The organism is Paracoccus sp. Z118 (assembly GCF_019061185.1).
Classification (GTDB): Bacteria; Pseudomonadota; Alphaproteobacteria; order Rhodobacterales; family Rhodobacteraceae; genus Paracoccus.
This window is the reverse complement of record NZ_JAHQZU010000003.1, coordinates 65,096-90,584: the sequence shown is the minus strand read 5'-3', so window position 1 is coordinate 90,584 and position 25,489 is coordinate 65,096. Positions and strand designations below refer to the sequence as shown.

Sequence of the window (25,489 nt, the reverse complement as noted above, 5' to 3'; positions counted from 1 at the left end):
AGAGCAGAGGGAAGCGCCGATGTCCTGGATGAACAGCATGAAGACCCGCCTGTCCGAGGCCGTCCCGGCGCAGTCGCTGGCCGTCTTCCGCATATTGTTCGGCGCGCTGCTGGTCTGGGACTGCTGGCGGTTCATCCGGTATGACCGGGTCTGGCGCTACTGGATCGCGCCGGATTTCCACTTCTCCTATCCCGGTTTCGGCTGGGTGACGCCCCTGCCCGAGCCGTGGATCCACCTTGCCTGGCTGGGCGTGGGCGTCGCCGCGCTGATGGTGATGCTGGGGCTGTTCTATCGGGTCGCGACCGTCGCGTTGACGCTGCTATTCGGCTATTTCTTCCTGCTGGATGCCGCCGAATACCTCAACCACTTCTACCTCGTGATCCTCTATGCCGTGCTGATGTGCTTTCTGCCGGCGGCACGGGTCTGGTCGCTGGACGCCCTGATCCGGCCGGGCCGGAACCGGTCGATCCCCCGTGCCGCCGTGTTCATCCTGCGGGCGCAGACGGAAATCATGCTGATCTATGCGGGGCTGGTGAAGCTGACGCCCGACTGGCTGCGGGGCGAGCCGCTGGGGCTGTGGCTGAAGGGCCGGACCGAGGGGATGTGGATCGAGCCGCTGTTCCAGCAGGACTGGCTGATCGTGCTGGCATGCTGGGCGGTGATCGCGCTGCATGTCATCGGCGCGCCGTTGCTGCTGACCCCCCGGACGCGGCTCCCGGTCTTTCTGACCTACTGCGCCTTCCACGCGGCCAATGCGTTCTTCTTCAATATCGGCATCTTCCCGTGGATGGCGATCGCGGCCACCACGATCTTCTTCGCGCCGGACTGGCCAGGCCGGGTGGCGACCCGGCTTTCCGGCCGACAGCTGCCCGTGCCGCAGAGGCCGGCCGGCCCGTCACCCCGGCTTCCCCGCATCGCGCTGCTGGGAATGGCTGTCTGGATCGGGGTGCAGCTCGTGCTGCCGATCCGCGGCGCGGTCTTCGATTCCGAAATCCGGTGGAGCGGCGACGGCCACCGCCTGTCCTGGCGGATGCGCATCTACGACCGCGACGCGGTGGGCGCGTTCGTGGTCACCGACCGCGAAAGCGGAGACAGCTGGCGCGTCGATCCGGGCAGCTTCCTCACCCCGCGCCAGAGCGACAAGATGATGGTCCGGCCGGACATGATCCACCAGTTCGCCGACCATCTGGCCGAACTCTGGGCGCAGCAGGGCAGGAACGTCTCGGTCCACGCCGAGATCTGCAAATCCCTGAACGGCCGTCCCTGCCAGACCTTCATCGACCCCGCGGCCGACCTGACACAGGTGCCAAGGAACCTCTTCGCCGCCGATCCCTGGGTTCTGCCGCTCGGCACGCCATCCTGGGGCGTCGCCGATAACCGCCGCGCGGGGTTCTGATCGGCGCGCAGCCATACCGCCGGGCGCACATGATCATTTCGTGGGACTTGCCCGATTGGCAATCATCCGCCTAGCATGGAAAAAATCCGCCGAGGGGGGAACGGCGTCATGATCGACATTCTGATTGCCGAGGACGAGCCTGCCATTCTCGATCCGGTCAGCTTCATCCTCGAACGCGCCGGCTGGCGGGTGGAGGCCGTCACCGATGGCGAGGCGGCGTTGAGAGGTGTGCGGCAGAAGCGGCCGCGGCTGCTGCTTCTGGACATCATGCTGCCGGGACAGAGCGGGCTGGACGTGCTCAAGACGGTGAAGGCCGACCCCGATCTTGCCCGGACCCCCGTGCTGATCCTGACCGCGCGCGGCCGGAGCCATGATCGGCAACTCGCGCTGGACCTGCGGGCCGACGGGTTCATCACCAAGCCCTTCGCCAATGACGTCGTGATCGACGAGGTGCGGCGGCTCCTCCGCCCGGCATGCTGCCTCACAGGTTGACCGCGCGTCCGAGGCCGGGCAGCGCCGGGTTTCACCGCCGGCTGCGGGATGCGGCCTTCGTGGTCCCGGTCTTTGCCCTGCTTCTGCTGCTGCCGCCGTTTCTCAACCTGTTCAGGGTCGGAAGGATGCTGTTCGGCATCCCGCTTGAGGTGGTCTATCTCTTTGCGATCTGGACGGCGCTGGTCGCGGGCGCTTTCGTGCTGTCGCGCCACCTGCCGCGCCAGTCGGAGATCGGCCCGGAAATAGACCCGGAAGCGTCCACCCCCGATTCCGGTCAGGCGGACCACAGCTGATGCTGTCGCCGGACTTCGTCATCATGACGGCGGTCGCCTATGTCGGCCTGCTGTTCGTGCTGGCCTATGTTTCGGACGGCTTTGCCCGGCACGGGCGGGCGGGGTTCCTGCGGTCCCCGGCGGTCTATACGCTCTCGATCTCGGTCTATTGCACCAGCTGGACCTTCTACGGCGCGGTCGGCACCGCCGCGTCGGACGGGCTGGAGTTCGTCGCGATCTACATGGGGCCGACGCTGGTCTTCGTCGGCTGGTGGTTCATCCTGCGCAAGCTGGTGCGGATCGGAAGATCGCAGCGGATCACCTCGATCGCGGACCTGCTCTCGTCGCGCTTCGGCAAGTCGAGCCGGCTTGCGGTGCTGGTCACGCTGATCGCGGTGATCACGATCACGCCCTATATCGCCCTGCAGCTCAAGGCGATCACGACCTCGATCCAGGTCATTTCCAGCGCACAGGAAGGCGGCAGCCATCTGGCACGGATCGACAACAACCGGCTGGCGCTCGGCGTGGCCATCGGCATGGCGCTGTTCACCATCCTGTTCGGCACCCGCAATGTCGATGCGCGAGAGCAGCATCTGGGCGTCGTCGCGGCGATCGCCTTCGAGGCCGTGGTCAAGCTGCTGGCCCTGATCGCGGTGGGGCTGTTCGTCGTCTTCGGCCTCGGCGACGGGCCTGCCGATGTCTATGCCCGCGCGCTCGCCGCCGGGGTCGAGATCCACGAGAGCGATCCCTTCGGCAGCCGGTGGGTGACGGTGCTTCTGCTGTCGGCCAGCGCCATCATCTGCCTGCCGCGGCAGTTCCAGATCACCGTGGTCGAGAATTCGGACGAAGAGCATCTGCGCACCGCTGGCTGGGCGTTTCCGGCCTATCTGCTGCTGATGAGCCTGTTCACCCTGCCCATCGCCTTCTACGGTCTGGCGACCATGCCGGCGGAGTCCAACCCGGACATGTTCGTCCTGACCCTGCCGATGGCGGCGGGTCAGGACGGGCTGGCGCTGTTCGCGTTCATCGGCGGCTTCTCGTCCGCCACGTCGATGATCATCATCGCCTCGATCGCGCTGTCGATCATGGTGTCGAACCATGTCGTGCTGCCGCTGGCGCTGCGGCGCACCGACCATCTGGCCGACTCGGGCGAGCAGGGCATCGCCCGGCTGCTGCAACGCAGCCGGCGGATCTCGATCGCCGTGATGCTGGGACTGGGCTTCCTGTATTTCCGCCTGACCGGCGAGACCGGGGCGCTGGCGCCCATCGGGCTGATCTCGTTCGCCGGGGTGGCGCAGTTCCTGCCGGCGCTTCTTGCGGCGCTTTACTGGCGCGAGGCGAACATGCGTGGCGCCCTCGCGGGGATCCTGATCGGGGCGCTGGTCTGGTTCTGGACCCTGTTCCTGCCCAGTTTCGGGACCACCTCGGCCAGCATCGCCGCGCTGATCGCGGACGGCCCATGGGGGATCGCGGCGCTGCGGCCGCAGGCGCTCTTCGGGATGGAGGGGCTCGACCCGCTGGTCCATTCGGTTTTCTGGAGCCTGTTCCTGAACACCGGCACGCTGATCTTCGCGTCGCTGCTGACCCCGCAGGGGGCGCTCGACCGCATCCAGGCGGGGATGTTCGTGGATATCTTCAGCGCCAGCCGGGACGTGCAGGCGCATCCGATCCGCAGTTCGGCGACCACCGACGATCTGTTCTTCGTGGCCGAGCGGGTGCTGGGTTGGCGCCGGGCGCAGGCGCTGTTCGACGCCGACGAAATTCCGCGCGGCGAAAGCGCCGCGGATTTCGCGGTCGGCTCGGATTTCGTCATCCGGCTGGAGCGCGAGCTTGCCAGCTCCATCGGCGCCGCGTCGGCGCATATCCTGCTCTCCACGGCCATCGCGGGCGACACCATCTCGCTTGAGGAGGTGATGCGGATCACCGACGAAACCCAGCAGGTGATCGAATATTCCCACGAGCTGGAGAACAAGTCCCGCGAGCTGCGCGAGGCGGCCCGGCAGCTGGAGGAGGCGAACGCCCGATTGCAGGACCTGCACCGGCAGAAGGACGACTTCCTCAGCCAGGTCAGCCACGAGGTCCGCACGCCGATGACCTCCATCCGCTCGATTTCCGAAATCCTTCTGAAGGAGCTGGATCTGGAGGAGGAACGGCGCAGCCGCTTCGTCGGCACCATCCATCAGGAAAGCGTGCGGCTGACCCGGCTTCTGGACGAGATCCTCGACCTCGGCGCATTGGAGGGGAGCGAGCGGAACTGGGAAAGCCGGCCCATCGACGCCGAAGCGGTGCTCGACCGCGCCATTGCCGTCTGCGAGGCGCTGGCGCGGCAGAAGGGCATCGCCGTCGAGCATGTGGGGCGTCCACTCGCGGCCCCGGTGCTCGGCGATGCAGACCGGCTCAGCCAGGTGTTCATCAACGTGATCGCCAATGCCGTCTCCCATAACGACGCGGACCAGCCGGTGATTCAGGTCCGCTCCCGCATCGAAGACGGGCAGTATGTCGTCGAGATCGCGGATAACGGCCGCGGCATCCTGCCCGAATACCGGCAGAGCATCTTCGACAAGTTCGTCCGGGTGCAGCCTGAATCGGACCGTGGCGGCTCGTCGCCCGGTCTGGGGCTGGGGCTGAACATCAGCCATGTCATCATGCAGCGGATGAATGGCGCGCTGGAACTGGTGGACGGACCGTTGCCGGGGGCCTGCTTCCGCATCACCCTGCCGCTGAACGCCGAGGCGATCCCGGCATGACGGCGGATCAGCGCGACGCCGCCTTCTGGCGGTGACTGCAATCGTCGCGGACGCAAAGCAGGCAGGACGGACCGACGGGCACCCGTGTGGCCGCATCGCTCAGGTCAAGCCCCCGGCCATAAACGGTGCGGTCGGCATGCAGCAGGTCGCAGGCCAGCATGATCGAAAACACCAGCGGCTGTTCATGCCAGGCCTCCACCCGCTTCGACACCGACTTGGCGACCAGCAGGAAGCGCGCGCCGTTGGTGAACTCGGCGATCTGGCGGATCACCCCCTGCGCGCCGGCAGCGGCATAGAGCGGCCAGAGCAGGCAGCCATGGCCCGATCCCGGCAGGGTCAGCCCCGGCAGCGGAAACCGCTTGGTCAGTTGCCCGGCCGGATCGGCGCGCAGGAAGCCGAAGGGCACCCCCTCGGCCCCCTTGCGGCGCAACGTGACCAGCCGGTGCGCCACCTGCTCGAAGCTGGCGGTATAGCTGTGGCTCAGCAGGTCGATGTCGTAATGACGCTCCTCGGCATGGGACAGGAAGTCCTTGTAGGGCATCACCATCGCCCCCGCCGCGTAGGAGGTCAGCGCCCCCAGCGCCAGCCGCCGCGCATCGTCCGATGTCAGGTCGAAGCCCTCGCAGACCCGCGAAAGCTGCTCGGCCGCGGCCTGCTGGGCATAAAGCCGGCACATCTGGAACTGGCGCGTCGCCGCGGTTGTCGAGCCGCGCAGCCACAGCACCCGCTCGGCCCCGTCGTCGAAACGCACCTGCCCGGTCATCCGCTTGCCGCCGGAAACATCCCGCGCAGTCTCGCGCCAGCGCCTGCAGGTGATCGCGAAACGGCGGTGCAGCGCCTCGGCCAGCGCCGCCTCACCGAACTCCGCTCCGCTTTGCAGGATTTCGGCGCGCAGCGTCTCCGCCACCTCCTCAAGCTCGGGGAAGTGGTTGTTGGCGGCGATGAAGGCATCCTCGACCTCGCGCACGGGCGAGATCGAGCGTCGCCGCGACGAGGCGAGATCGAAATATGACGCCAGCCCCTGGATCGTCTCGGACAGGTCGCGCGCCTCGCGGGTGATCGAGCCCGCGAAACGGCTGCGGTCGCGGGGTGCCAGATCCTCGACCCCCGACAGGATCTCGGCGCTGGAGCGCATGGCGGTGATGCGGCTCAGCACCTCGTGCAGCATCTGGGACAGCAGCGGATCGGAATCGAGCCGGTTGGCATAGGCTTCCAGCTCGGCGTTGGCATCGCCCGAGGCGCGGTGCAGCAATGTCAGCGCCTTCGCCACCTCGGGAAAGCGGGCGACCAGATCGCGCAGGTCGGTCTGCTCGAATCCCGTCCCATGCAGCAGCGGATCGTTCAGCACCTCCTGAATCGCATGAAGCGAACGCTGCTCGGGATCGCCGGACAGATCCTCGATCCCGAGGCCGAGCTGCTCGGCGATGCGCAGCAGCAGCCGCCCGCCGACATCGCGCTTGTTGTTCTCGATCAGGTTCAGATAGCTCGGCGAGACTTCGGCCGCCCGCGCCAGCGCGACTTGCGACATGTTCATCTGAAGTCTGCGGCGTCGGATACGGATGCCGATGGGCGCGCGCATGGGGTCCTTTTGCGTTGGGTTCTGTAAATTATTGACAGAAACGCGGTTGCATTTGTCGTCATGTTTACAGAATTATCCATGCAAATCAAATTCATATTGCCACGATTTGCCATCCTCCCCCATCCTGCCGGAAGAAACGTCGGCAACAGCCGAGACTCTGGGAGGAGAAGAGATGACCAAGCTGATTTTGGGCAGGCGCCGCCTGCTCAAGACGATGGGGGCTGGCGTGGCGGCCAGTCTGGCCTCGCCGCTCGTCTTTACCAGCCGTTCCTATGGGCAGGAGTTCTGCAACAACCCGGCCAACGGAAGGGTCGTGTTCGGCTTCAACGTGCCGCAGACCGGTTCCTATGCCGAGGAAGGGCTGGACCAGCTCAAGGCCTATGAGCTTGCCGTCAAGCACATCAACGGCGAAGGCGACGGCGGGATGCTAAACACGCTGAAGCCGCTGTCGCTCAAGGGCAACGGCGTCCTGGGCAAGAAGGTCGAGTTCGTCACCGGCGACACCCAGACCAACACCGACGCCGCCCGCGACGGCGCCCGCCGGATGATCGAGCGTGACGGCGCGATCATGGTGACCGGCAGCGTGACTTCGGGCGAGGCGATCGCGGTGCAGTCGCTGTGTCAGGAAAAGGGCGTCATCTACATGGCGGGCCTGACCCATTCCAACGACACCACCGGCAAGGACAAGCGCCGCTACGGGTTCCGGCATTTCTTCAACGCCCATCAGTCGGGCGTCGCCATCGCGCCGCTGCTGGCGCAGGAATACGGCACCGACCGCCGCGCCTATCACCTGACCGCCGACTACACCTGGGGCTGGACGCAGGAGGAATCGATCAAGGCCGCGACCGAGGCGCTGGGTTGGGAAACCGTCGCGGCGGTCCGCACCCCGCTGGGGCTGGGGGATTACTCGCAGTATCTGACGCCGGTGATGAACTCGGGCGCGGATGTCCTGATCCTGAACCATTACGGCCACGACATGGTGAACTCGCTGCCGCAGGCGGTGCAGTTCGGGCTGCGCGACCGGCAGGCCAACGGCAAGAACTTCGAGATCGTCGTGCCGATGTTCTCGGAGCTGATGGCAGTGGGCGCGGGCGAGGCCGTGAAGGGCATCATCGGCACCTCGAACTGGCACTGGGCGCTTGAGGACGAAGGCACCAAGGCCTTCACCAAATCCTATGGCGAGGCATACGGCTCCCCTCCCTCGCAGTCGGCGCATACGGGCTATGTGCAAGCGCTGCTTTACGCCGACGCCTGCGAACGGGCCGGCACCTTCTATCCGCCCGAGGTCATCAAGGCGCTGGAAGGCTTCGAGTTCGACGGGGCGGGGAACGGCCCGACGCTGTATCGCGACGCCGACCACCAGTGCTTCAAGGAAGTGCTCGTCGTCCGCGGCAACGAGAACCCGACCAGCAAGTTCGACGTGCTGAACGTGGTCGGCCGCACCGCCCGCGCCGACGTCACCTATGACCCGACGATCTTCGAAGGCGAGCTCGGCCCCTACGAGCCGAACCAGTGCTGATCTGACTGCACCGGCCCGGCCGGCACCCAGGCGGTGCCCGGCCGGCGCCATCACACGAGACATAGAAGCCGGGCCTGAACCCGGCTGCAGGGGGGAGGGAGAAGCGGATGAACGCGTTTCTCGCGCAATTGCTCAACGGGCTGGACAAGGGCGGGGCCTATGCGCTGATCGCCCTTGGCCTGACGCTCGTCTTCGGAACGCTGGGCGTGGTGAACTTCGCGCATGGCGCGCTGTTCATGCTGGGATGCTTCTGCGCCGTCGCGTTCCGCTATCTGCTGACCATCGAGACGGTCACCGTCGATCCCACCCAACTGTCCCCCTGGGGCCAGCCGGTCGAGGTCCGCACGCCGCTGGTCCAGAACTGGTTCGGCGATTTCGGGGCGGTTCTGGTCGATTATTCGGTGCCGATCTCGGTGCTGCTCACGGTTCCGGTGATGCTGGCCATCGGCATCGCGATGGAGCGCGGGCTCATCAAGCATTTCTACAAGCGCACCCACGCCGAGCAGATCCTCGTGACCTTCGGTCTGGCCATCGTGCTGCAGGAGATCGTCAAGAGCTTCTTCGGCCCCAACCCGGTGCCGCAGCCGATCCCGACCGACCTTCGCGGCGCGGCCGATATCGGGCTGCTGCTGGGGATGGAGGCGCATCAGCTGACCTATCCCTGGTGGCGGCTGATCTACCTGTTCTTCTCGCTGGCGGTGATAGGCGGTGTCTTCGCCTTCCTTCAGTTCACGACCTTCGGAATGGTGGTCCGCGCCGGCATGGCCGACCGGGAAACGGTCGGGCTGCTGGGCATCGACATCGGCCGGCGCTTCACCATCGTCTTCGGCCTCGCCGCCGTGGTCGCGGGGGTGGCCGGGGCGATGTATACGCCGCTTCTGGCGCCCAACTACCTCATCGGCATGGATTTCCTGGTGCTGAGCTTCGTCGTGGTCGTGGTCGGCGGCATGGGATCGCTGACCGGGGCGGTAGCCGCCGGTTTCCTGCTGGGAATCCTGCAATCCTTCGCCTCGATGACCGAGGTGAAATCGCTGTTCCCCGGAATCGACCAGGTCATCATCTATCTGGTGGCCGTCGTCATCCTGCTGGTCCGTCCGCGTGGTCTGCTGGGCCGTCGCGGCGTCATGGAAGGCTGACCCGCCATGCTCTCACTCTCTCGCAAGGATGTCATCAAGCTGGCGGTTCTGGCCGCCATCGTGCTGACGATGCCGATCTGGCTGGCGCCCTTCGGCGCCGCCTATCCGGGGCTGATGCAGAAATTCGTGATCTACGCGATCTTCGCCGTCGGCTTCAACATCCTGTTCGGCCTGACCGGCTATCTCAGCTTCGGACACGCCGCCTTCCTGGGCGTCGGCTCCTACACGGCGGTGTGGTCGTTCAAGCTGCTGACCATGGACATCATCCCGGCGATGATCTTCGCGATCATCTTCTCGGGGCTGTTCGCGCTGGTGATCGGGTATTTCTGCCTGCGCCGCTCGGGGATCTACTTCTCGATCCTGACGCTGGCCTTCGCGCAGATGAGCTACAGCCTCGCCTATTCCGTGCTGACCCCGATCACCAACGGGGAAACCGGGCTGCTGGTCGCGCGCAGCGATCCGCGGGTGATCGACGGCCTGCTGGGCGCGGACGGCATGGCGAACGGCCTGCCCACGCCATCGCTGCTGGGCGTTTCGCTCAGCGGTTACGCGGGCTTCTATATCTGCGCGGCGTTCCTGATCGCGGCGTTCTTCGTCTCGCAGAAGGTCTTCGCCTCGCCCTTCGGAATGGCGCTGCGCGGGATCAAATCGAACCCGACCCGGATGATCTATACCGGCTTCAACACCAAACCCTATATGCTGACGGCGTTCGTCATCTCCGGCATGTTCGCGGGGCTGGCGGGCGGCCTGCTGGCAGTGACCGACCCCATCGCCGGGGCCGAGCGGATGAAGTGGACCGAATCCGGCAACGTGGTGCTGATGACCATCCTCGGCGGTGTCGGCACGCTGTTCGGCCCGGTCGTCGGCGCATGGCTCATCAAGTATTTCGAGAACATCTTCTCGGCGATCAACGTCAACGTGCTGAACGACTTCTTCGCCGTCCTGCCTGACGGGCTGCAGGCGGTCATGGTCACCATCCTGTCGAAATTCACCGGCGAAGGCTGGCACCTGACGCTGGGCCTCGTCTTCGTGCTGATCGTGGTGTTCCTGCCCGGCGGGCTGGTCGAGGGGGCCGAACGGCTCATCCGACGGCTGCGCCGATCCGGCAGGACAGCCGTCAAGAAGAAGGTCGTGCAGCAATGAACGCAGAACTACCCATTGCCCCGGTGCCGAATATCGTCCTGCACGCGGCCGATGTGTTCAAGAACTTCGGCGGGCTGCGCGCGCTGTCCGACATCGACCTGCAGATCGAAGAGGGCAAGACCCACGCGATCATCGGGCCGAACGGCGCGGGCAAGTCCACCCTGCTGAACGTCATCATCGGGCGCATCCCGCCCTCCAGCGGTGCCGTGATCTTCGACGGCACGCTGCTGACCGGAAAGGCCCCGCACGAGATCAACCAGCTCGGCATCAGCCGCGTCTTCCAGACGCCCGAGATCTTCGCGGACCTGTCGGTCCTCTACAACGTCATGGCGCCCGCCTTCGCCCGCCGCGACGGGGCGTTCCGCGTCAACATGCTCCGCTCGGTCTGGAACGAGAACGAGATCCGCGACGAGGCCGAGCATCTGCTGCAGGAATTCGGCATATGGGACCGGCGCGACGACAACGCCGGCGCCCTGTCGCGCGGCGACAAGCGGCGGCTCGAACTGGCGATGTGCCTGATCCAGCGCCCGCGCCTTCTGCTGCTGGACGAACCGACGGCAGGCATGTCGCGCCACGACACCAACACCACCATCGAGCTGCTGAAGAAGATCAAGCAGGGCGGCATGACCAAGGTCATTATCGAGCATGACATGCATGTCGTGTTCTCGCTGGCGGACACGATCTCCGTGCTGGCGCAGGGGCGGATCATCGCCTCGGGCTCGCCGCAGGAGATCAAGGAAGACCCGCGCGTGCAGGAAGCCTATCTGGGAGGGCCCGTCGAATGAATGTCGCCGCCACCGTCGCAACCGCGCCCCGGCCCGCCGCCGCCTCGCCCGACAGCTTCTTTTCGCTTCACGACATCCACGCCTATTACGGCGAAAGCTACATCGTGCAGGGCGTCACGCTGGAGGTCCGCAAGGGCGAGATCCTCGCCCTGCTCGGCCGCAACGGCGCCGGCAAGACCTCGACCCTGCGCGCGATCGCGCGGCTGGCCGATCCGGTGCTGACATCCGGGCAGATCTGGCTGGAAGGCAGGCCGGTCCACGAGATGAAGGCGTTCCAGGCGTCGCAGGCCGGCATCCAGCTGGTCCCCGAGGACCGCCGCATCATTCCCGGCATGACGGTCGAGGAGAACCTGATCCTCGCCCAGGTCGCCCCCAATCGCGGCTGGGAGATCGCCCAGATCTACGAGCATTTCCCCCGGCTGGCCGAGCGGCGGATGCAGGAGGGCGTGACCCTTTCGGGGGGCGAGCAGCAGATGCTCGCCGTGGCGCGCGCACTGGCGCGCGAGGTCAAGCTGCTGCTGCTGGACGAGCCTTACGAGGGGCTGGCCCCGGTGATCGTCAAGGAGATTGAACAGATCGTGCATGACATCAAGCAGCGGGGCATCACGACGATCATCGTCGAACAGAACGCCGTGGCGGCCCTGCGCCTTGCCGACCGCGCGGTGATCCTCGATTCAGGAGAGCTGGTGTTCACCGGCAGCGCCCGCGAACTGCTCGACAATGCGGAGCTGCGCAACGAGTACCTCGCCATTTGAGGACATCTCGGTGTGGGCCCGCGCTGTCCCGTCGCCTGAGCGCTGCGCCGGACGCAACCGAACTCTGTGAGATAACGCCGGGTTCTGTGCCCGAGCCTGGTGACAGGAGCAAGGTTCCGGCCTCCTCCTCTCCTTCATTGTTCCCCGGTGACAGGCCGCCCCTTCACTTGCGGCGTGCTGGCTTGCAGCACGTCCAGCATGTTGGGAAAGCGAGAACGGCCCGCATCATGTTGGGGCGGTGCTGTTGCGGCACATACCCGACTCGCCCTTCCGCCCCGACGATCAGTCGCTTTCCTTGGGCAGTGCGTAGCGCGAGAACAGCCGGCCGTTGGCGATGAAGAACGCGAAGGTGCCGATCGTCACGCCGAAGGTCTTGAAGTTCACCCAGGTCTGCTCGCTCAGATGCAGGCCCATGAAGCCGCCCGGATCGGTGGCGTAGCGCAGCACCTCGTTCAGCAGGGCGAGCGCGACGAAGAACAGGATCAGCCGGACCGTCAGGATGCGCCAGCCCTCATGGGTCAGCGGCAGCGCCTCGCCCATGACCAGTTCCAGCCAGTTGCGGCGCAAGGCGAGGCCGAGCGCCAGCAGCCCGGCGAAGATCGCGTAGATGATCGTCGGCTTCATCTTGAAGAAGCGCGGGTCGTTCAGCCAGACCGAGAGGCCGCCGAACACCACCACCAGCACCAGTGTCATCACCTGCATGACCGACAGCTTGCCGGTCAGCGCCCACAGCGCCAGCGTGCAGACGACCAGCACCGGCACGAAGATCAGCGTGGCGCCCACGACGCCGCCGTATTCGGTGCCCGCGAAGGTGATCGTCTGCTCCTTCAGCCGCATGAAGGCCACGAAGAACAGGATCAGCGGGCCGTATTCCAGAGCGGCCTTCAGCCAGGGGTTCACCTTGCGCATGATCGTCTTCCTTCCTCGGATCGGCCCCGCCTTTTCGCCCAGCCGGCGGTGCCGGGCAAGAACAACCGCGCCTCAGTCCAGCCGCACGGCGGCGAGGATCGGCCCCGGAAGCTCGGCCTTCCCCGGCACGCCCTGCTGGGCGAGGATCGCGTGGCGGGTGTCGGGCGGATAGCTGCCGGGCGCTTCCCCGGTCCCCGTGCCCGGCGAGACCGTCAGCCGCAGCGGCGTCTGCGCGTCCCAATGGGTCAGCTCCTCGCTGCCCAGCACCACGTTGGCGTAGAGGATCGTCTTGCCGCGATTCTCGCCCGCCTTCACCGTCACCTCCCGCTGGGGGGCATAGCGGACCAGCACCACCCGCACCCCGCCAGGGATGGCGGCGCGGGGGGTCAGCTGGATGACATGGCGGCCGCCATCCGCGGCGGCGGTGACGATGATGGCGGCGGGGCGCGCGCGGTGATCCTCGATCAGCGCGATCAGGTCGGCGGGGCGCGTCGCCAGCAGCGTATCCTGCCCGTCCACGACCATCTGCGGGGTATAGACGCCACGCTCGCCGACGACGCGGGCGTAGCCCTCCTGCCGCGCCGTGTTTTCGGGCCGGGCGAAGGCGTCGGCCCAGCCAAGATAATCCCAGTAATCGACGTGCCAAGCCAGCGGCAGCACGTCGGGGCGGCCGGCCAGGCTGGCGAGCAGCCGGTCGGCGGGCGGACAGGATGAGCAGCCCTGCGCGGTGAAAAGCTCGACCACCACCGGCGCCGCCTGCAGATCGACCAGCGTTGTGGGGGCCGGGGGCGCGGCCGCCTGCCGCGCCGCTGCGGCGGGGGCTGAAGCCTGCGGCGCGAGGAACCCCGCGACGCCGGGCCAGCCGCCATCGAGCGGCGGCTCTCCCATCAGCGGAATCGCCGCGGCATCCGCGCCGGACAGCAGCGCCGCGCCGTCCGGGGCCTCGATCAGGCCGGCGGTGTCGTCGCTGCTCCAATCCGCGCCCCAGCCCGCGCCCGCGTCGAGATCGGCCGCGGTTCCGTGCGAGAGCGAGTCGGCCGCCGCATCCGGCCCTTGCTGCGCCACGGCGCCGCCGGCGGCAACGCTCAGCCCCAGCGCGGCGGCGGCGAGCCATCGGATGCCCGGACGCGCCGGGACGCGGTCGGCCGGGGGCTGAGGCGGGGCGGCGGGACGGATCGCTCCGGCGGCGCGGGGGGAATGGAACAGACGCATGTCCATCGGAACTAGGCCATCGGGCCCGGATCGCAAATCAATGCTTCGTTAGCCCGCGCGAGCATGGCGTCGCCCGTGCATGTGCGACACACTGCACCGCCACGGCCGGACGCCAGCTTGCAGCCAGCGGCAAGTGCATGTATACCACGGCATACAGCGCATCCCCGGCTTGCGGAGAAAGCCTTTTCGGGGCAATCCGGGAACGCGCACCAATCCAGCCGCCGTGCCTCCGGGGCACCGCCAGAGGGGAACGAACGCCATGCCTATCGTCACAGGCTCCGACACCGCCAAGACCCGCCGCGATCTCACGGTCGGCGGGCAGACCGTGTCCTATTATTCCATCCAGGCCGCGACCGACGCGGGCCTGGGCGATTTCTCGCGCCTGCCCGCCTCGCTCAAGGTGGTGCTGGAAAACATGCTGCGGTTCGAGGATGGCGGCAAGACCGTCAGCATCGACGACATCAAGGCGTTCGCGGAATGGGCCGCCAAGGGCGGCCAGAACCCGCGCGAGATCGCCTATCGCCCGGCCCGCGTGCTGATGCAGGACTTCACCGGCGTTCCGGCGGTCGTGGACCTTGCCGCGATGCGCGACGGGATCGTGGCGCTTGGCGGCGACGCGCAGAAGATCAACCCGCTGAACCCGGTCGATCTGGTCATCGACCACTCGGTGATGGTGGATGAGTTCGGCAACCCCCGCGCGTTCCAGCGCAACGTCGATCTGGAATACGCCCGCAACATGGAACGCTACCAGTTCCTGAAATGGGGGCAGAAGGCGTTCCAGAACTTCCGTGTCGTTCCGCCCGGCACCGGCATCTGCCATCAGGTCAACCTTGAATATCTGGCCCAGACCGTCTGGACCGACACCGACCAGACCGGCGCCACGGTCGCCTATCCCGACACGCTGGTCGGCACCGACAGCCACACCACGATGGTCAACGGCCTCGCCGTCCTCGGCTGGGGCGTCGGCGGGATCGAGGCCGAGGCCGCGATGCTCGGCCAGCCGATCTCGATGTTGATCCCCGAGGTCGTGGGCTTCAGGATCACCGGCGCGCTGACGGAAGGGGTGACCGCGACCGACCTCGTTCTGAAGGTCACGAAGATGCTGCGCGACCACAAGGTCGTCGGCAAGTTCGTCGAATTCTACGGCCAGGGCCTCGACAACATGCCGCTGGCCGACCGGGCGACGATCGCCAACATGGCGCCCGAATACGGCGCGACCTGCGGCTTCTTCCCGATCGACGCCGAGACGCTGCGCTACCTGCGCCAGACCGGCCGCGACGAGGATCGCATCGCGCTGGTCGAGGCCTATGCCAAGGAAAACGGCTTCTGGCGCGGCGCGGATTACGAGCCGGTCTTCAGCTCGACCCTGCATCTGGATCTCGGCGACGTGGTGCCGGCCATCTCCGGCCCCAAGCGCCCGCAGGACCACGTGGCGCTGGACGTCGCCGCGCAGACCTTCAAGGACTACATCAACGGCATTCGCCCGGCCCCTTCGGCACCGCCGGCCCAGAAGTTCGAGATGACCGAGGAAGGCGGATCGCCCGCCCCGGCCACGGGCGAGATTCCCGGCGCCACCCACGGCGCGCATGAGGTCGGCACCTTCGCGGTCGATGGCGAGGATTACCGCCTGCGCGACGGCTCGGTCGTGATCGCGGCGATCACCTCGTGCACCAACACCTCGAACCCCTATGTGCTGATGGCCGCCGGCCTCGTTGCCCGCAAGGCGCGCGAGCGCGGGCTGACCCGCAAGCCGTGGGTCAAGACCTCGCTGGCCCCCGGATCGCAGGTGGTGGCCGAATATCTGGAGGCCGCCGGGCTTCAGGAAGACCTGGACGCGCTGGGGTTCAACCTCGTCGGCTTCGGCTGCACGACCTGCATCGGCAACTCGGGTCCGCTGGACCCCGCCATCTCGAAGTCGGTCAACGACAACGATCTGGTCGCGGTATCGGTCCTGTCGGGCAACCGCAACTTCGAAGGCCGGATCTCGCCGGACGTGCGGGCGAACTACCTCGCCTCGCCGCCGCTGGTCGTGGCCTACGCCATCGCGGGCGACATGAACATCGACATCACCCGCGAACCGCTGGGCACCGGCAGCGACGGTCAGCCCGTCTATCTGAAGGATCTGTGGCCGTCGTCGCAGGAAATTTCGGAACTGGTGGAGCGGATCGTCACGCGCGAGATGTTCATCGAAAAATACGCCGACGTCTTCAAGGGCGACGAGCGCTGGCAGGCGGTCGAGACGACCGACAGCGAGACCTATGACTGGCCGCCGACCTCGACCTATATCCAGAACCCGCCCTATTTCCAGGGCATGTCGAGGGAGCCGGGGACGATCGAGGACATTGAGGGCGCGCGCGTTCTCGCTGTGCTGGGCGACATGATCACCACCGACCACATCAGCCCGGCCGGCTCGTTCAAGCCCAACACCCCGGCGGGCCGCTACCTGACCGAACGGCAGGTCGCGCCGGCGGACTTCAACAGCTACGGCTCGCGCCGGGGCAACCACGAAGTGATGATGCGCGGCACCTTCGCCAACATCCGCATCAAGAACGAGATGCTGGAGGGCGTCGAGGGCGGCTTCACCAAGGGCCCGGACGGGAAGGAAACCTCGATCTACGACGCCGCGATGGCGTGGGAGGCTCAGGGCGTCCCGCTGGTCGTGATCGGCGGCGTGGAATACGGCGCGGGTTCCAGCCGCGACTGGGCGGCCAAGGGCACCAACCTCTTGGGCGTCAAGGCCGTGATCGCCGAAAGCTTCGAGCGTATCCACCGCTCGAACCTCGTCGGCATGGGCGTCATCCCGTTCGAGTTCACCGGCGGCGACACCCGCAAGTCGCTGAAGCTGACCGGCGACGAGGTGATCTCGATCGAGGGGCTGGCGGGCGAGTTCAAGCCGCTGGCGCTGGTTCCGGCGACGATCCGCTATGCGGACGGTACGGAAAAGACCGTGCAGCTGAAGGCCCGCGTCGATACCGAGGTCGAGATCGAGTATCTGCAGAACGGCGGCGTGCTGCACTACGTGCTGCGCAACCTCGCCAAGTCCTGAATCCGGCCGCGGCGGGCGCAGTCCGCTTCGCCGCGCCATCTCCTCCAAGCCTGCCAGCCGAAAGGTTGGCAGGCTTCTTGTTGTCCGCGGAGCGTCCGGGCGGGAGCGTCGTGGTTCAGGCAATGCCCGCCTGACGGGTGCGCCGCGGGTTCGCCCGGCGCGTCAGCAGGCGGCAGTCACGCCGGCGGCGCTCGCCATTTCGACGGGCGACGACCAGCTGCGATCATCCGGTCCCAGCGCGTCGTGGCCGCGCCCGATCATGGGGCGGGCGGTCATTTCGGCGAAGCTGGTGCCGGACGACAGATGGTCGCGCTTGCCTTCTGCAAGGGCGTCATGGCCGCGCTCGGCAGGGCCGGAGGTGGGTATGAAGAACGCGGTGGCGCCACCGGGATGAGGCTCCATCGCGTCATGCCCGCCTTCGGCGCCACGCTTGAGGGTGACGCATTGAGCGGAGGACGCGGCGCGAACGACGGGGGCGAATGACTGATCGCCCCAGGTTTGGGCCATGGTTGGGGCCGCAATGGTGCTGGCAAGCACGGCGACCACGGCCGACAGGAAAAGCTTGCACATATGATCGTTCCTTCTGGAAACGGGGCAAGCCCTTCGGACCGCCCCGTAACCAACGCGTCTCGTCTGGTTCTGGTTCCAGACAATTTTACTTATTGGCTGTCCAGCAAACCTGCCGCCTGGCAGTCCTCGATGGTCAGCCGGGTCACATCGAACGCCGCCGGAGCGCCGTCGGTCGCGCCCTCCTCCATGGCATCATGACCGCTGCCCGTGCTGCCGTCATCCGCGGCCTTCTCGCTGCCTTCGGTCGATGCGGTGGCAGTCGCGGCGGTGGTCGTGGCCGATGTCGGCCCCATCGCGTCGCTGCCGGTTTCGGCCTGCGCCTTCAGCGAGGCGCACTGCGCCACCGCCGAGGGACGGTCGGCTTCGGAGAGCGTCTGATCGCCCACCATCGTCTGGGCCATCGCGGGAACCGCAACGCCGCTGGCAAGCACGGCGAACAGGGCGGGAAGAGTGAGCTTGTGCATGGGATGGTTCCTTTCGAGAGGATCAAGCGCGCCATGAAGGCGCCACCCATGCAAACGCACCTCGCTCGGGCTTGTTCCGCGCTTTCCAGCAGGCGGGACGTCCGGCCGGAGCCTGCCGGGCAAGCGACCCGCTGTAACCACTCAGCGAGTGAGCCGCTCAGGATGGCAAAAAGCCCGCCGTCACGAAAGCCGGGCGTCCCGAACAGCAGGAGCCCCCGACCGTCAGCCGGGGGCTCCATTGCTCGCAGCCCGAAGGCTCAGCCGCCGATAGCGATGCCTTCCCGGCGGGGATCAGCGCCGCCCTGCAAGCCGTCCGGCGTGATGGCGATGCCCTGCAGGCCCGAGGTCAGCGCGGTCTCGTTGATCTCGAACCCGAGATCGGCCAGCCCCGCGGCCAGTTCCGCCGAGCGGCCGGGCTCGACATCCATCGGACCGAAGCGGTTGACGAGGTTGGGCGCCGAGATCGCCTGCTGAATGTCCATCCCCCAGTCGATCTGGGCGATGATCGCGCGGGCGACATAGCCGATGATCCGGCTGCCGCCCGGCGAGCCGATGGTCATCACCGGCGCGCCGTCCTTCAGCACGATGGTCGGCGCCATCGAAGACCGGGGCCGCTTGCCCGGCGCGACGGCGTTGGCGATCACCCGCCCCTCATCGTCATGCGTCCTGAACGAGAAGTCGGTCAGTTCGTTGTTCAGCAGGAAGCCCGCCGCCATCACCCGGCTGCCGAAACCGTTCTCGATGGTGGTGGTCATCGACAGCACGTTCCCATCACCGTCCACGATGGAGATATGCGTGGTCGAGGGCAGCTCCAGCGATTCGTCGCGGCCCCAGAGCGAGGCGTGGGCCCAGCCGGGCGAGCCGGGGCTGACCTCGGGCAGGCTGTCGTCGCCCGACAGCAACTGCCCGCGCTCGGCCAGGTAGGCCGGATCGACCAGCCCCCGCGTCGGCACGGCGAGGAAATCGGGATCGGCCATGTAGCGTTCCCGGTCGGCGAAGGCGACGCGCGAGGCATCGCCGATCAGCCGCCAGCTTTCCGGGCTCTCGGCCCCCAGCGCGGCCAGGTCATAGCCGCCCAGCATCCCGAGGATCTGCCCGACCGTCAGCGCGCCGGACGAGGGCGGCCCCATGCCGCAGACATCGTGGTCGCGGTACTCCACGCAGACGGCGGGCCGCTCGATCACGCGGTAAGCGGCGAGGTCGTCACGGGTCATGTGGCCGGAATTGTCCTCGGCCCCGCGCACCGCCGCGACGATCTCATGCGCGATCTCGCCGCGGTAGAAGGCGTCGGCCCCGTCCGCTGCCAGCTGCGCCAGCGTGTCGGCATAGGCCGGGTTTGTCAGCATCGACCCTGCCGCCACCGGCTGGCCGCCGGGGAAGAAGTAGTCGGTCGTCGCCGGGTAGCGCTGCAGCGCCTCGCCCTCCTCGGCCACGAGGCTCGCAAGGCGCGGCGAGACGGTGAAGCCGTCCGCGGCCAGCCGGATCGGACCCTCGAAAAGCCCCGCCCAGTTCATCCGGCCCCAGCGGCGATGCGCTTCCTCCATCAGCGCGGGGGTGCCGGGAACGCCGACCGAGCGGCCGCCGACCACCGCCTCCATGAACTCCAGCGGCTCGCCCTGCTCGTTCTGGAACAGCGTCGGCGTGACGGCGCGGGGCGCGGTCTCGCGCGCGTCGAGCGTCGTCGTCTCGCCGCTGGAAGAATCGTGCCAGACGAGGAACGCGCCGCCACCGAGACCCGAGCTTTGCGGCTCGACCAGCCCCAGCACCGCCTGCACCGCGACCATCGCGTCGGCGGCGCTGCCGCCGGTCTCGAGGATCTTCGCCCCCGCTTCGACGGCCAGCGGGTGCGCGGCGCTGACCATCCAGTTTCCGGCCGTGACCGGCCGCCCCTCGGATTTCGCGATCAGCCCCGCGCGGCTGGCGTCGGTCAGCGGGCCGAAGCCCGCGTCCGGCGCGGGCGCCGTCTCCGGCGCGGCGGTCGGCGCCTCGGGGGCGACCGAATCGGTGGCCTGCTGCGCCAGCCCAGCCGAGGCGCTGCCCAGCAGCAGCGCCAGCATCAGTCCGTAGCGTGTCATGTTCATCGATCCTCACTGATCCCGTGAGCGGACTGTGAACGGGCGGCTCCGCTCGCGCAACCGTGAACAGCGCCGCCCGCCCCCGCCCTGCCCTTTCCAATGGTGGCGCGGGCGCTTACCTAGCGGGGCAGAACAGGACGGGGGCACGGATGATCTACGGCAGCGGGAAGGCATGGCGCGAGGCGGGCGCGAAACGTGTCATGCTGTTCGGCATGTCGGGCCTCGGCAAGACGCATATCGCCTCGATGCTGCGGCGGTCGGGCGCGTGGTTCCACTACAGCGTCGATTACCGCATCGGCACCCGCTACATGGGCGAGCTGATCGCCGACGACTTCAAACGCCACGCGATGCAGGTGCCGCTGCTGCGCGAGTTGCTGATGACGGATTCGGTGCGGATCGAATCGAACATCACCTTCGACAACCTCGCCCCGCTTTCGACGTATCTCGGCAAGCCGGGCGATCCGGCGCTGGGGGGGCTGGCGTTCGACGACTACATGAAGCGCCAGAACCAGCACCGCGCGGCAGAGATCGCGGCGATGCTGGACAGCGCCCATTTCATCGACCGGGCGCGGGCGATCTATGGCTATGCGCATTTCGTCTGCGACACCTCGGGGTCGATCTGCGAGGTGGTGGACCCGGACGATCCCGACGATCCGGTGCTGTCGGCGCTGGACGGGCTGCTGCTGCCGGTCTGGATCCGGGGCAGCGACGATCACACGGCGGAGCTGGTGCGCCGCTTCGACCGGGCGCCGAAGCCGATGTATTACCAGCCCCAGTTCCTGCTGGACGCCTGGGCCGAATACGGGCGCGCCCGGCCTGGCCCGGTCGATCCCGACGCCTTCATCCGCTGGGCCTATGCCCGCGCCCTCGCCCATCGCCAGCCGCGCTATGCGGCGATGGCGAAGCGCGGCGTCACCGTGGACGCCGATGACGTGGCGCGGGTGAGGACGCCCGAGGATTTCACCGACCTGATCGCCGGGGCCATCGACGCGAAGGCCCTGCCCCGCGCCGCCGCCCCTGCCGAATTGCTGACCCGAGGAACGGCCTGAATGCCGATCACCCTGCACGAAGACCTGCCCGCCTACGACATCCTGTCGCGCGAAGGCGTCATGGTCATGTCGCCGGGGCGGGCCGCCACGCAGGACATCCGGCCGCTGCGGATCGCCCTGCTGAACCTAATGCCCAAGAAGATCCAGACCGAGAACCAGTTCGCCCGGCTGATCGGGGCGACTCCGCTTCAGATCGACCTGTCGCTGATCCGCATGTCGGACCACGAATCCAAGAACACGGCCGCCGACCACCTGGCGTCCTTCTATCGCCCCTTCAACGAGGTCGCGGCGTCGGGCGAGCGGTTCGACGGGCTGATCGTCACCGGCGCACCCATCGAGCATCTGCCGTTCGAGGAGGTGACCTACTGGGACGAGCTGCGCCGGGTTTTCGACTGGTCGCGCAGCCACGTCCATTCCAGTTTCGGCGTCTGCTGGGGCGGGATGGCGATGGCCTGGCATTTCCACGGCCTGCCCAAGCACACGCTGGTCCGCAAGGCGTTCGGCTGCTTCCGCCATCAGAACCTCGCCCCCGCCTCCCCGTTCCTGCGCGGATTTTCCGACGACGTGCTGATCCCCGTCAGCCGCTGGACCGAGGTGCGGCAGGACGACATCGATGCCCGCCCCGCGCTGAGCACGCTGCTCGCCTCGGAGCAGGTCGGCCCGTGCCTGATCGAGGACCGGGCGCAGCGGATGCTGTTCATCTTCAACCACCTGGAATACGATTCCGGCACGCTGAAGGAAGAATACGACCGCGACGTCGAGGCCGGAAAGCCGATCAACGTGCCGGCGAACTACTATCCTGGCGACGATCCGACGCAGTGCCCGTCGAACCGCTGGCGCAGCCACGCCCATCTGCTCTACGGCAACTGGATCAACGAGATCTACCAGACGACGCCCTTCGACCTGCGGGACATCGGCAGCAACCCATGAGCGGCGAGATGCCGCTGGTCGGTCGGATCACCGACTGCGGGCAGTGGACAACGGCAAGAAGCTGATCGGCGCTCCCGTCCCCAAGATCACCGCCGGACGGGAAATCGCGCGGGAAAGCTTTGCTCAGTAGGTCGAGAAGCTGAGGCCGAGGAAGGTCTCCTCCTCCACGAACTTGTGCCCGGCGCGCAGCGAGAACCCGGTGTCCAGCAGCTTCATGGAGACCATGACCGCCGGAACCGTCGCGCCGTCATCGTCGTCATAAACCGATATCTGCCCGCCGAATCCGGTCGGCAGATGCGTCAGCCCGGCGACACCCAGCCGCGCGTTGTCGATGCTGCTGTAGTCGGCCATGAGATACAGGCCGAGGCTCTCGTATGATTTCCAGCGGTCCACCTGAAGCCGCACCCCGGCGCGGGCGCCGTAGCAATCCTGCATCTCGGCGTCGCAATATGCGTAATCCTGCTCCTCCGCCTCCCACCAGCCGATCTCCTCGGCCTTCAGCGCCGTTCCCGCCCGCAGCTTCCACGGCGCGTCCGGGTTTCCGAACTGCCACGTCCGCAGGAGCGATAGCGTGACCCAAGACTGATCGTCGCTGCCGACCACGAGGCCATAGACCTGCCGCCCACGCTCGACATTCGTGACCAGCAGACCGCCCTCGTTCGAGAAATCGAGCTGCGTCCATATCCCGTTCCCCGCCGTCGCGGGCAGAGGCAGGGCGAGGGCGCAGCAGAGGATCGGCGCGAGTCGGCGCATGGGGACCGGCTGTTTCGGTTTCGTCGCCGGACCATGCGGGAAAACTGGTTTAGGAATGGTTAACGGCGGTGCTTCCATCGCGGCCCCGCCCTTGCCGCGCCGCTTGCCGCTGCTAGGATCGCGCCGCAGAACGAGGGAAACGACCATGGACCTGTCCACCGCCCGAGCCATCGTCACCGGCGGCGCCTCCGGCCTCGGGGCCGCGACCGCGCAGCATTTCCGCAGCCGCGGCGCCGAAGTCACGATCCTCGACCGCGACGCGGGGGGCCGGGATTTCGCCGCCGGGATCGGTGCCGGGTTCGTCCAGACCGACGTGACCGACGAAGGCAGCGTCGCGGCGGCCATCGCGCAGGCGGTGGAGCGGATGGGCGGGATCGACGTTTGCGTGAACTGCGCGGGCATCGCCATCGGCGAGAAGACCGTGGGCCGCGAGGGGCCGCACAAGCTGGACAGCTTCCGCCGTACCATCGACATCAACCTGATCGGCAGCTTCAACGTGCTGCGGCTCGCTGCCGCCGAAATGGCCCGGAACGGCCGAGAGGAGAACGGCGTGATCGTCAACACCGCCTCGATCGCGGCGTTCGACGGGCAGGCCGGACAGGCGGCCTATGCGGCATCCAAGGCCGGGATCGCGGGCATGACGCTGCCGATCGCGCGCGATCTCGCCCGCTCGGGCATCCGCGTCTGCGCCATCGCACCCGGCATCTTCGGAACGCCCATGTTGCGCGGGTTGCCGGACGAGGTACAGGACAGCCTCGCCGCCGAGGTGACGTTCCCGAAACGCCTCGGCGATCCCGAGGAATACGCCCGCACCGCCGCCTTCATCGTCGAGATGGGATACCTGAACGGCGAGACGATCCGGCTGGATGGCGGGCTGCGGATGCGCTGATCCCGAACGCCGATCCCGCCCGCGCCGTGCGGAGGTGCCGCTGCGGCAGGGCCGACTAACATCGTTGCATGGAACGGAAACGTGACATAGCGTTCGCCCATTCGCCTGGGCGATCAGACAATCCCATCGGCCGCTTGCACATGAGGTCTTCCGTGTTCCATCTCCGCGCCTCTCTCCTGACCAGCACTGTCCTCGTGGGCGGGCTGTTGCTTGCCGCACCGCTTGCGAGCGCCGATACCCCGCCCGACACGCTGGTCATCGCGACCTCGATCGACGACCTGATCTCGCTGGACCCGGCGCAGAGCTTCGAATTCTCGGGCCAGGACCAGATCAACAACATCTACGAGACGCTGGTCGAGCTTGACCCCGAGACGCTGACGCCGATCCCCGGCCTCGCCTCGGAATGGTCGGTGTCCGAGGATGGCCAGACCTTCACCTTCACCATGGCCGAGGGGCGCAAGTTCGCCTCGGGCAACCCGGTGCGGGCGCAGGACGCCGCCTTCTCGCTGCAGCGGGTGGTCAAGCTGAACCTGACCCCGTCCTTCGTGATCGGACAGTTCGGCCTGACGCCGGAGACCGTGGACCAGAAGGTCCGGGCGACCGACGACCGGACGCTGGTGATCGAGACCGACCGCCCCTTTGCCCCGTCCTTCCTGTATAACGCGCTGACCGCCGAGGCGGGCTCGATCGTGGACATGGAAACGGTCATGGCCAACGCGCAGGGCGAGGATTTCGGCCATGAATGGCTGAACCGCAACTCGGCCGGCTCCGGCCCCTACACGCTGCGCTCGTGGTCGCCGAACGAATCCGTGATCCTGGAAGCCAACCCCAACTGGCACCGCGCGGATGAGCTTGCGATGAAGCGGGTATTCGTGCGCCACGTCCTCGAACCCGCCAGCCAGCGCCTGCAACTGGAGGCGGGCGACGTGGACATGGCCCGCAACATGACGCCCACCGATGTCGAGGCGATCCGCGGCAACGAGGGCGTGAAGATCGAGGAGAACCTGCGCGGGCAACTCTATTACGTCTCGGCCAACCAGAAGCACGAGATCCTGTCGAACCCGAAGGTGCTGGAGGCACTGAAATACGGGATCGACTATCAGGGTATGGCCGATTCCATCGTCAAGGGCACCAACGTCGTCCACCAGTCCTTCCTGCCGGCGGGCTTCCTCGGGGCGATCGAGGACAAGCCGTTCTCGCTGGACGTGGAAAAGGCCAAGGCGCTGCTGGCCGAGGCGGGCTATGCTGACGGTTTCCAGATCGAGATGCTGATCCGCAACGAGCAGGAGCGCATCGACATCAGCCAGGCGATGCAGGGCTCGCTGTCGCAGCTTGGCATCGACATGTCGATCCGCTCGGTCACCGGGGCCGAGTCGCTGTCGATCTATCGCGCCCGCAACCACGAGCTGACGCTGCAGACCTGGGGGCCGGATTATCCCGACCCGCACACCAACGCTTCGGTCTTCGCGCTGAACCCCGACAACTCGGACGAGGCGCAGCTGACCGGCAACCTCGCCTGGCGCAACGCCTATGCCGCGACCGAGACCTCGCCGATGGTGGAGGCCGCCGTGGTCGAGCAGGACGAGGCGACCCGCCGCGGCATGTATGAGGAGATGCAGCGCATCAGCCAGGCGACGTCGCCCTTCATGATCCTGTTCCAGCGCGTGGAGCAGACCGCGATGCAGGACAACGTCGAGGGCTTCACCGCTGGCGGCGCGGTCGCCTCGGCCTTCTACTGGCCGGTCACGAAGTCCGAGTAAGCCGGGCC

At 67.2% G+C, this 25,489-nt stretch carries 21 protein-coding genes; 14 read left to right on the top strand and 7 right to left on the bottom strand.

The genetic code is table 11. The features are described 5' to 3' along the window. Positions 1–19: 19 nt before the first annotated feature. The 4 genes from KTN05_RS03315 to KTN05_RS03300 all read left to right on the top strand — a co-directional run bounded on the left by KTN05_RS03315 (position 20) and on the right by KTN05_RS03300 (position 4,907). Positions 20–1,396: an HTTM domain-containing protein gene (locus KTN05_RS03315; RefSeq protein ID WP_217327957.1), complete on the top strand. Its 1,377-nt coding sequence runs from the start codon at positions 20–22 to the stop codon at positions 1,394–1,396. Between the two features lie 108 nt (positions 1,397–1,504). Then, on the top strand, positions 1,505–1,888 hold the full coding sequence (locus tag KTN05_RS03310) for a response regulator transcription factor (RefSeq protein WP_254367954.1): 384 nt from the start codon (positions 1,505–1,507) through the stop codon (positions 1,886–1,888). Further along, positions 1,885–2,181 (top strand): hypothetical protein, encoded by a 297-nt coding sequence (locus KTN05_RS03305; RefSeq protein WP_217327955.1) that lies wholly within the window; start codon positions 1,885–1,887, stop codon positions 2,179–2,181. Before KTN05_RS03310 ends, KTN05_RS03305 begins: the two co-directional genes overlap by 4 nt. Then, positions 2,181–4,907 (top strand): sensor histidine kinase, encoded by a 2,727-nt coding sequence (locus KTN05_RS03300; RefSeq protein ID WP_254367953.1) that lies wholly within the window; start codon positions 2,181–2,183, stop codon positions 4,905–4,907. Before KTN05_RS03305 ends, KTN05_RS03300 begins: the two co-directional genes overlap by 1 nt. Before the next feature lie 7 nt (positions 4,908–4,914). On the opposite strand, the gene KTN05_RS03295 is transcribed toward KTN05_RS03300, so the two are convergent. After that, positions 4,915–6,486 carry an XRE family transcriptional regulator gene (locus KTN05_RS03295; protein WP_217327954.1) on the bottom strand — a complete coding sequence of 524 codons (1,572 nt, stop codon included), beginning with the start codon at positions 6,484–6,486 and terminating at the stop codon, positions 4,915–4,917. Positions 6,487–6,658: 172 nt separating this feature from the next. Here KTN05_RS03295 and KTN05_RS03290 point away from each other — a divergent pair, with 172 nt between their 5' ends. From KTN05_RS03290 to KTN05_RS03270, 5 genes are all read left to right on the top strand, one after another. Continuing rightward, positions 6,659–8,005: a substrate-binding protein gene (locus KTN05_RS03290; protein WP_217327953.1), complete on the top strand. Its 1,347-nt coding sequence runs from the start codon at positions 6,659–6,661 to the stop codon at positions 8,003–8,005. 107 nt (positions 8,006–8,112) lie between these two features. Then, a complete protein-coding gene (locus tag KTN05_RS03285) occupies positions 8,113–9,141 on the top strand; it encodes a branched-chain amino acid ABC transporter permease (protein WP_217327952.1) in 1,029 nt (342 codons plus the stop codon). Positions 9,142–9,147: 6 nt separating this feature from the next. Next, on the top strand, positions 9,148–10,284 hold the full coding sequence (locus tag KTN05_RS03280) for a branched-chain amino acid ABC transporter permease (protein ID WP_217327951.1): 1,137 nt from the start codon (positions 9,148–9,150) through the stop codon (positions 10,282–10,284). Next, a complete protein-coding gene (locus KTN05_RS03275; RefSeq protein ID WP_217327950.1) occupies positions 10,281–11,069 on the top strand; it encodes an ABC transporter ATP-binding protein in 789 nt (262 codons plus the stop codon). Before KTN05_RS03280 ends, KTN05_RS03275 begins: the two co-directional genes overlap by 4 nt. Then, complete coding sequence (locus KTN05_RS03270; RefSeq protein ID WP_217327949.1) at positions 11,066–11,824, top strand: ABC transporter ATP-binding protein; 759 nt, start codon at positions 11,066–11,068, stop codon at positions 11,822–11,824. Before KTN05_RS03275 ends, KTN05_RS03270 begins: the two co-directional genes overlap by 4 nt. Positions 11,825–12,106: 282 nt before the next feature. On the opposite strand, the gene KTN05_RS03265 is transcribed toward KTN05_RS03270, so the two are convergent. Together KTN05_RS03265 and KTN05_RS03260 are read right to left on the bottom strand one after the other, a co-directional pair. Then, positions 12,107–12,733, bottom strand: coding sequence for an inner membrane-spanning protein YciB (locus tag KTN05_RS03265; RefSeq protein ID WP_217327948.1), 627 nt, complete (start codon positions 12,731–12,733; stop codon positions 12,107–12,109). A 72-nt stretch (positions 12,734–12,805) separates the two neighbouring features. Next, positions 12,806–13,951: a thioredoxin family protein gene (locus KTN05_RS03260; RefSeq protein WP_254367952.1), complete on the bottom strand. Its 1,146-nt coding sequence runs from the start codon at positions 13,949–13,951 to the stop codon at positions 12,806–12,808. 253 nt (positions 13,952–14,204) lie between these two features. On the opposite strand from KTN05_RS03260, the gene acnA reads away from it, so the two are divergent. Next, positions 14,205–16,991, top strand: a complete 2,787-nt coding sequence (gene acnA / locus KTN05_RS03255; protein WP_217327947.1) for an aconitate hydratase AcnA — start codon at positions 14,205–14,207, stop codon at positions 16,989–16,991. A gap of 162 nt (positions 16,992–17,153) precedes the next feature. Here the strand turns inward: acnA and KTN05_RS03250 are convergent, their stop codons facing one another. The 3 genes from KTN05_RS03250 to ggt form a co-directional block, all read right to left on the bottom strand. Then, positions 17,154–17,561, bottom strand: a complete 408-nt coding sequence (locus KTN05_RS03250) for a hypothetical protein (RefSeq protein ID WP_217327946.1) — start codon at positions 17,559–17,561, stop codon at positions 17,154–17,156. Positions 17,562–17,650: 89 nt separating this feature from the next. Then, on the bottom strand, positions 17,651–18,025 hold the full coding sequence (locus tag KTN05_RS03245) for a hypothetical protein (protein WP_217327945.1): 375 nt from the start codon (positions 18,023–18,025) through the stop codon (positions 17,651–17,653). 257 nt (positions 18,026–18,282) lie between these two features. Further along, entirely contained in the window at positions 18,283–20,100 is a 1,818-nt protein-coding gene (ggt, locus tag KTN05_RS03240) for a gamma-glutamyltransferase (RefSeq protein ID WP_217327944.1), read from the bottom strand. 149 nt (positions 20,101–20,249) lie between these two features. Here ggt and KTN05_RS03235 point away from each other — a divergent pair, with 149 nt between their 5' ends. Both KTN05_RS03235 and metA read left to right on the top strand, forming a co-directional pair. Further along, positions 20,250–21,149, top strand: a complete 900-nt coding sequence (locus tag KTN05_RS03235) for an ATPase (RefSeq protein ID WP_217327943.1) — start codon at positions 20,250–20,252, stop codon at positions 21,147–21,149. Further along, on the top strand, positions 21,150–22,079 hold the full coding sequence (gene metA, locus KTN05_RS03230; protein ID WP_217327942.1) for a homoserine O-succinyltransferase: 930 nt from the start codon (positions 21,150–21,152) through the stop codon (positions 22,077–22,079). Positions 22,080–22,202: 123 nt separating this feature from the next. On the opposite strand, the gene KTN05_RS03225 is transcribed toward metA, so the two are convergent. Continuing rightward, the gene (locus KTN05_RS03225) at positions 22,203–22,832 is read right to left on the bottom strand and encodes a hypothetical protein (protein ID WP_217327941.1); all 630 of its coding nucleotides are present in this window, start codon (positions 22,830–22,832) and stop codon (positions 22,203–22,205) included. A gap of 145 nt (positions 22,833–22,977) precedes the next feature. Here KTN05_RS03225 and KTN05_RS03220 point away from each other — a divergent pair, with 145 nt between their 5' ends. Further along, positions 22,978–23,721 (top strand): SDR family oxidoreductase, encoded by a 744-nt coding sequence (locus KTN05_RS03220; RefSeq protein WP_217327940.1) that lies wholly within the window; start codon positions 22,978–22,980, stop codon positions 23,719–23,721. Between the two features lie 152 nt (positions 23,722–23,873). Beyond that, complete coding sequence (locus KTN05_RS03215) at positions 23,874–25,481, top strand: ABC transporter substrate-binding protein (protein ID WP_371823263.1); 1,608 nt, start codon at positions 23,874–23,876, stop codon at positions 25,479–25,481. The last annotated feature ends 8 nt before the right edge of the window (positions 25,482–25,489 follow it).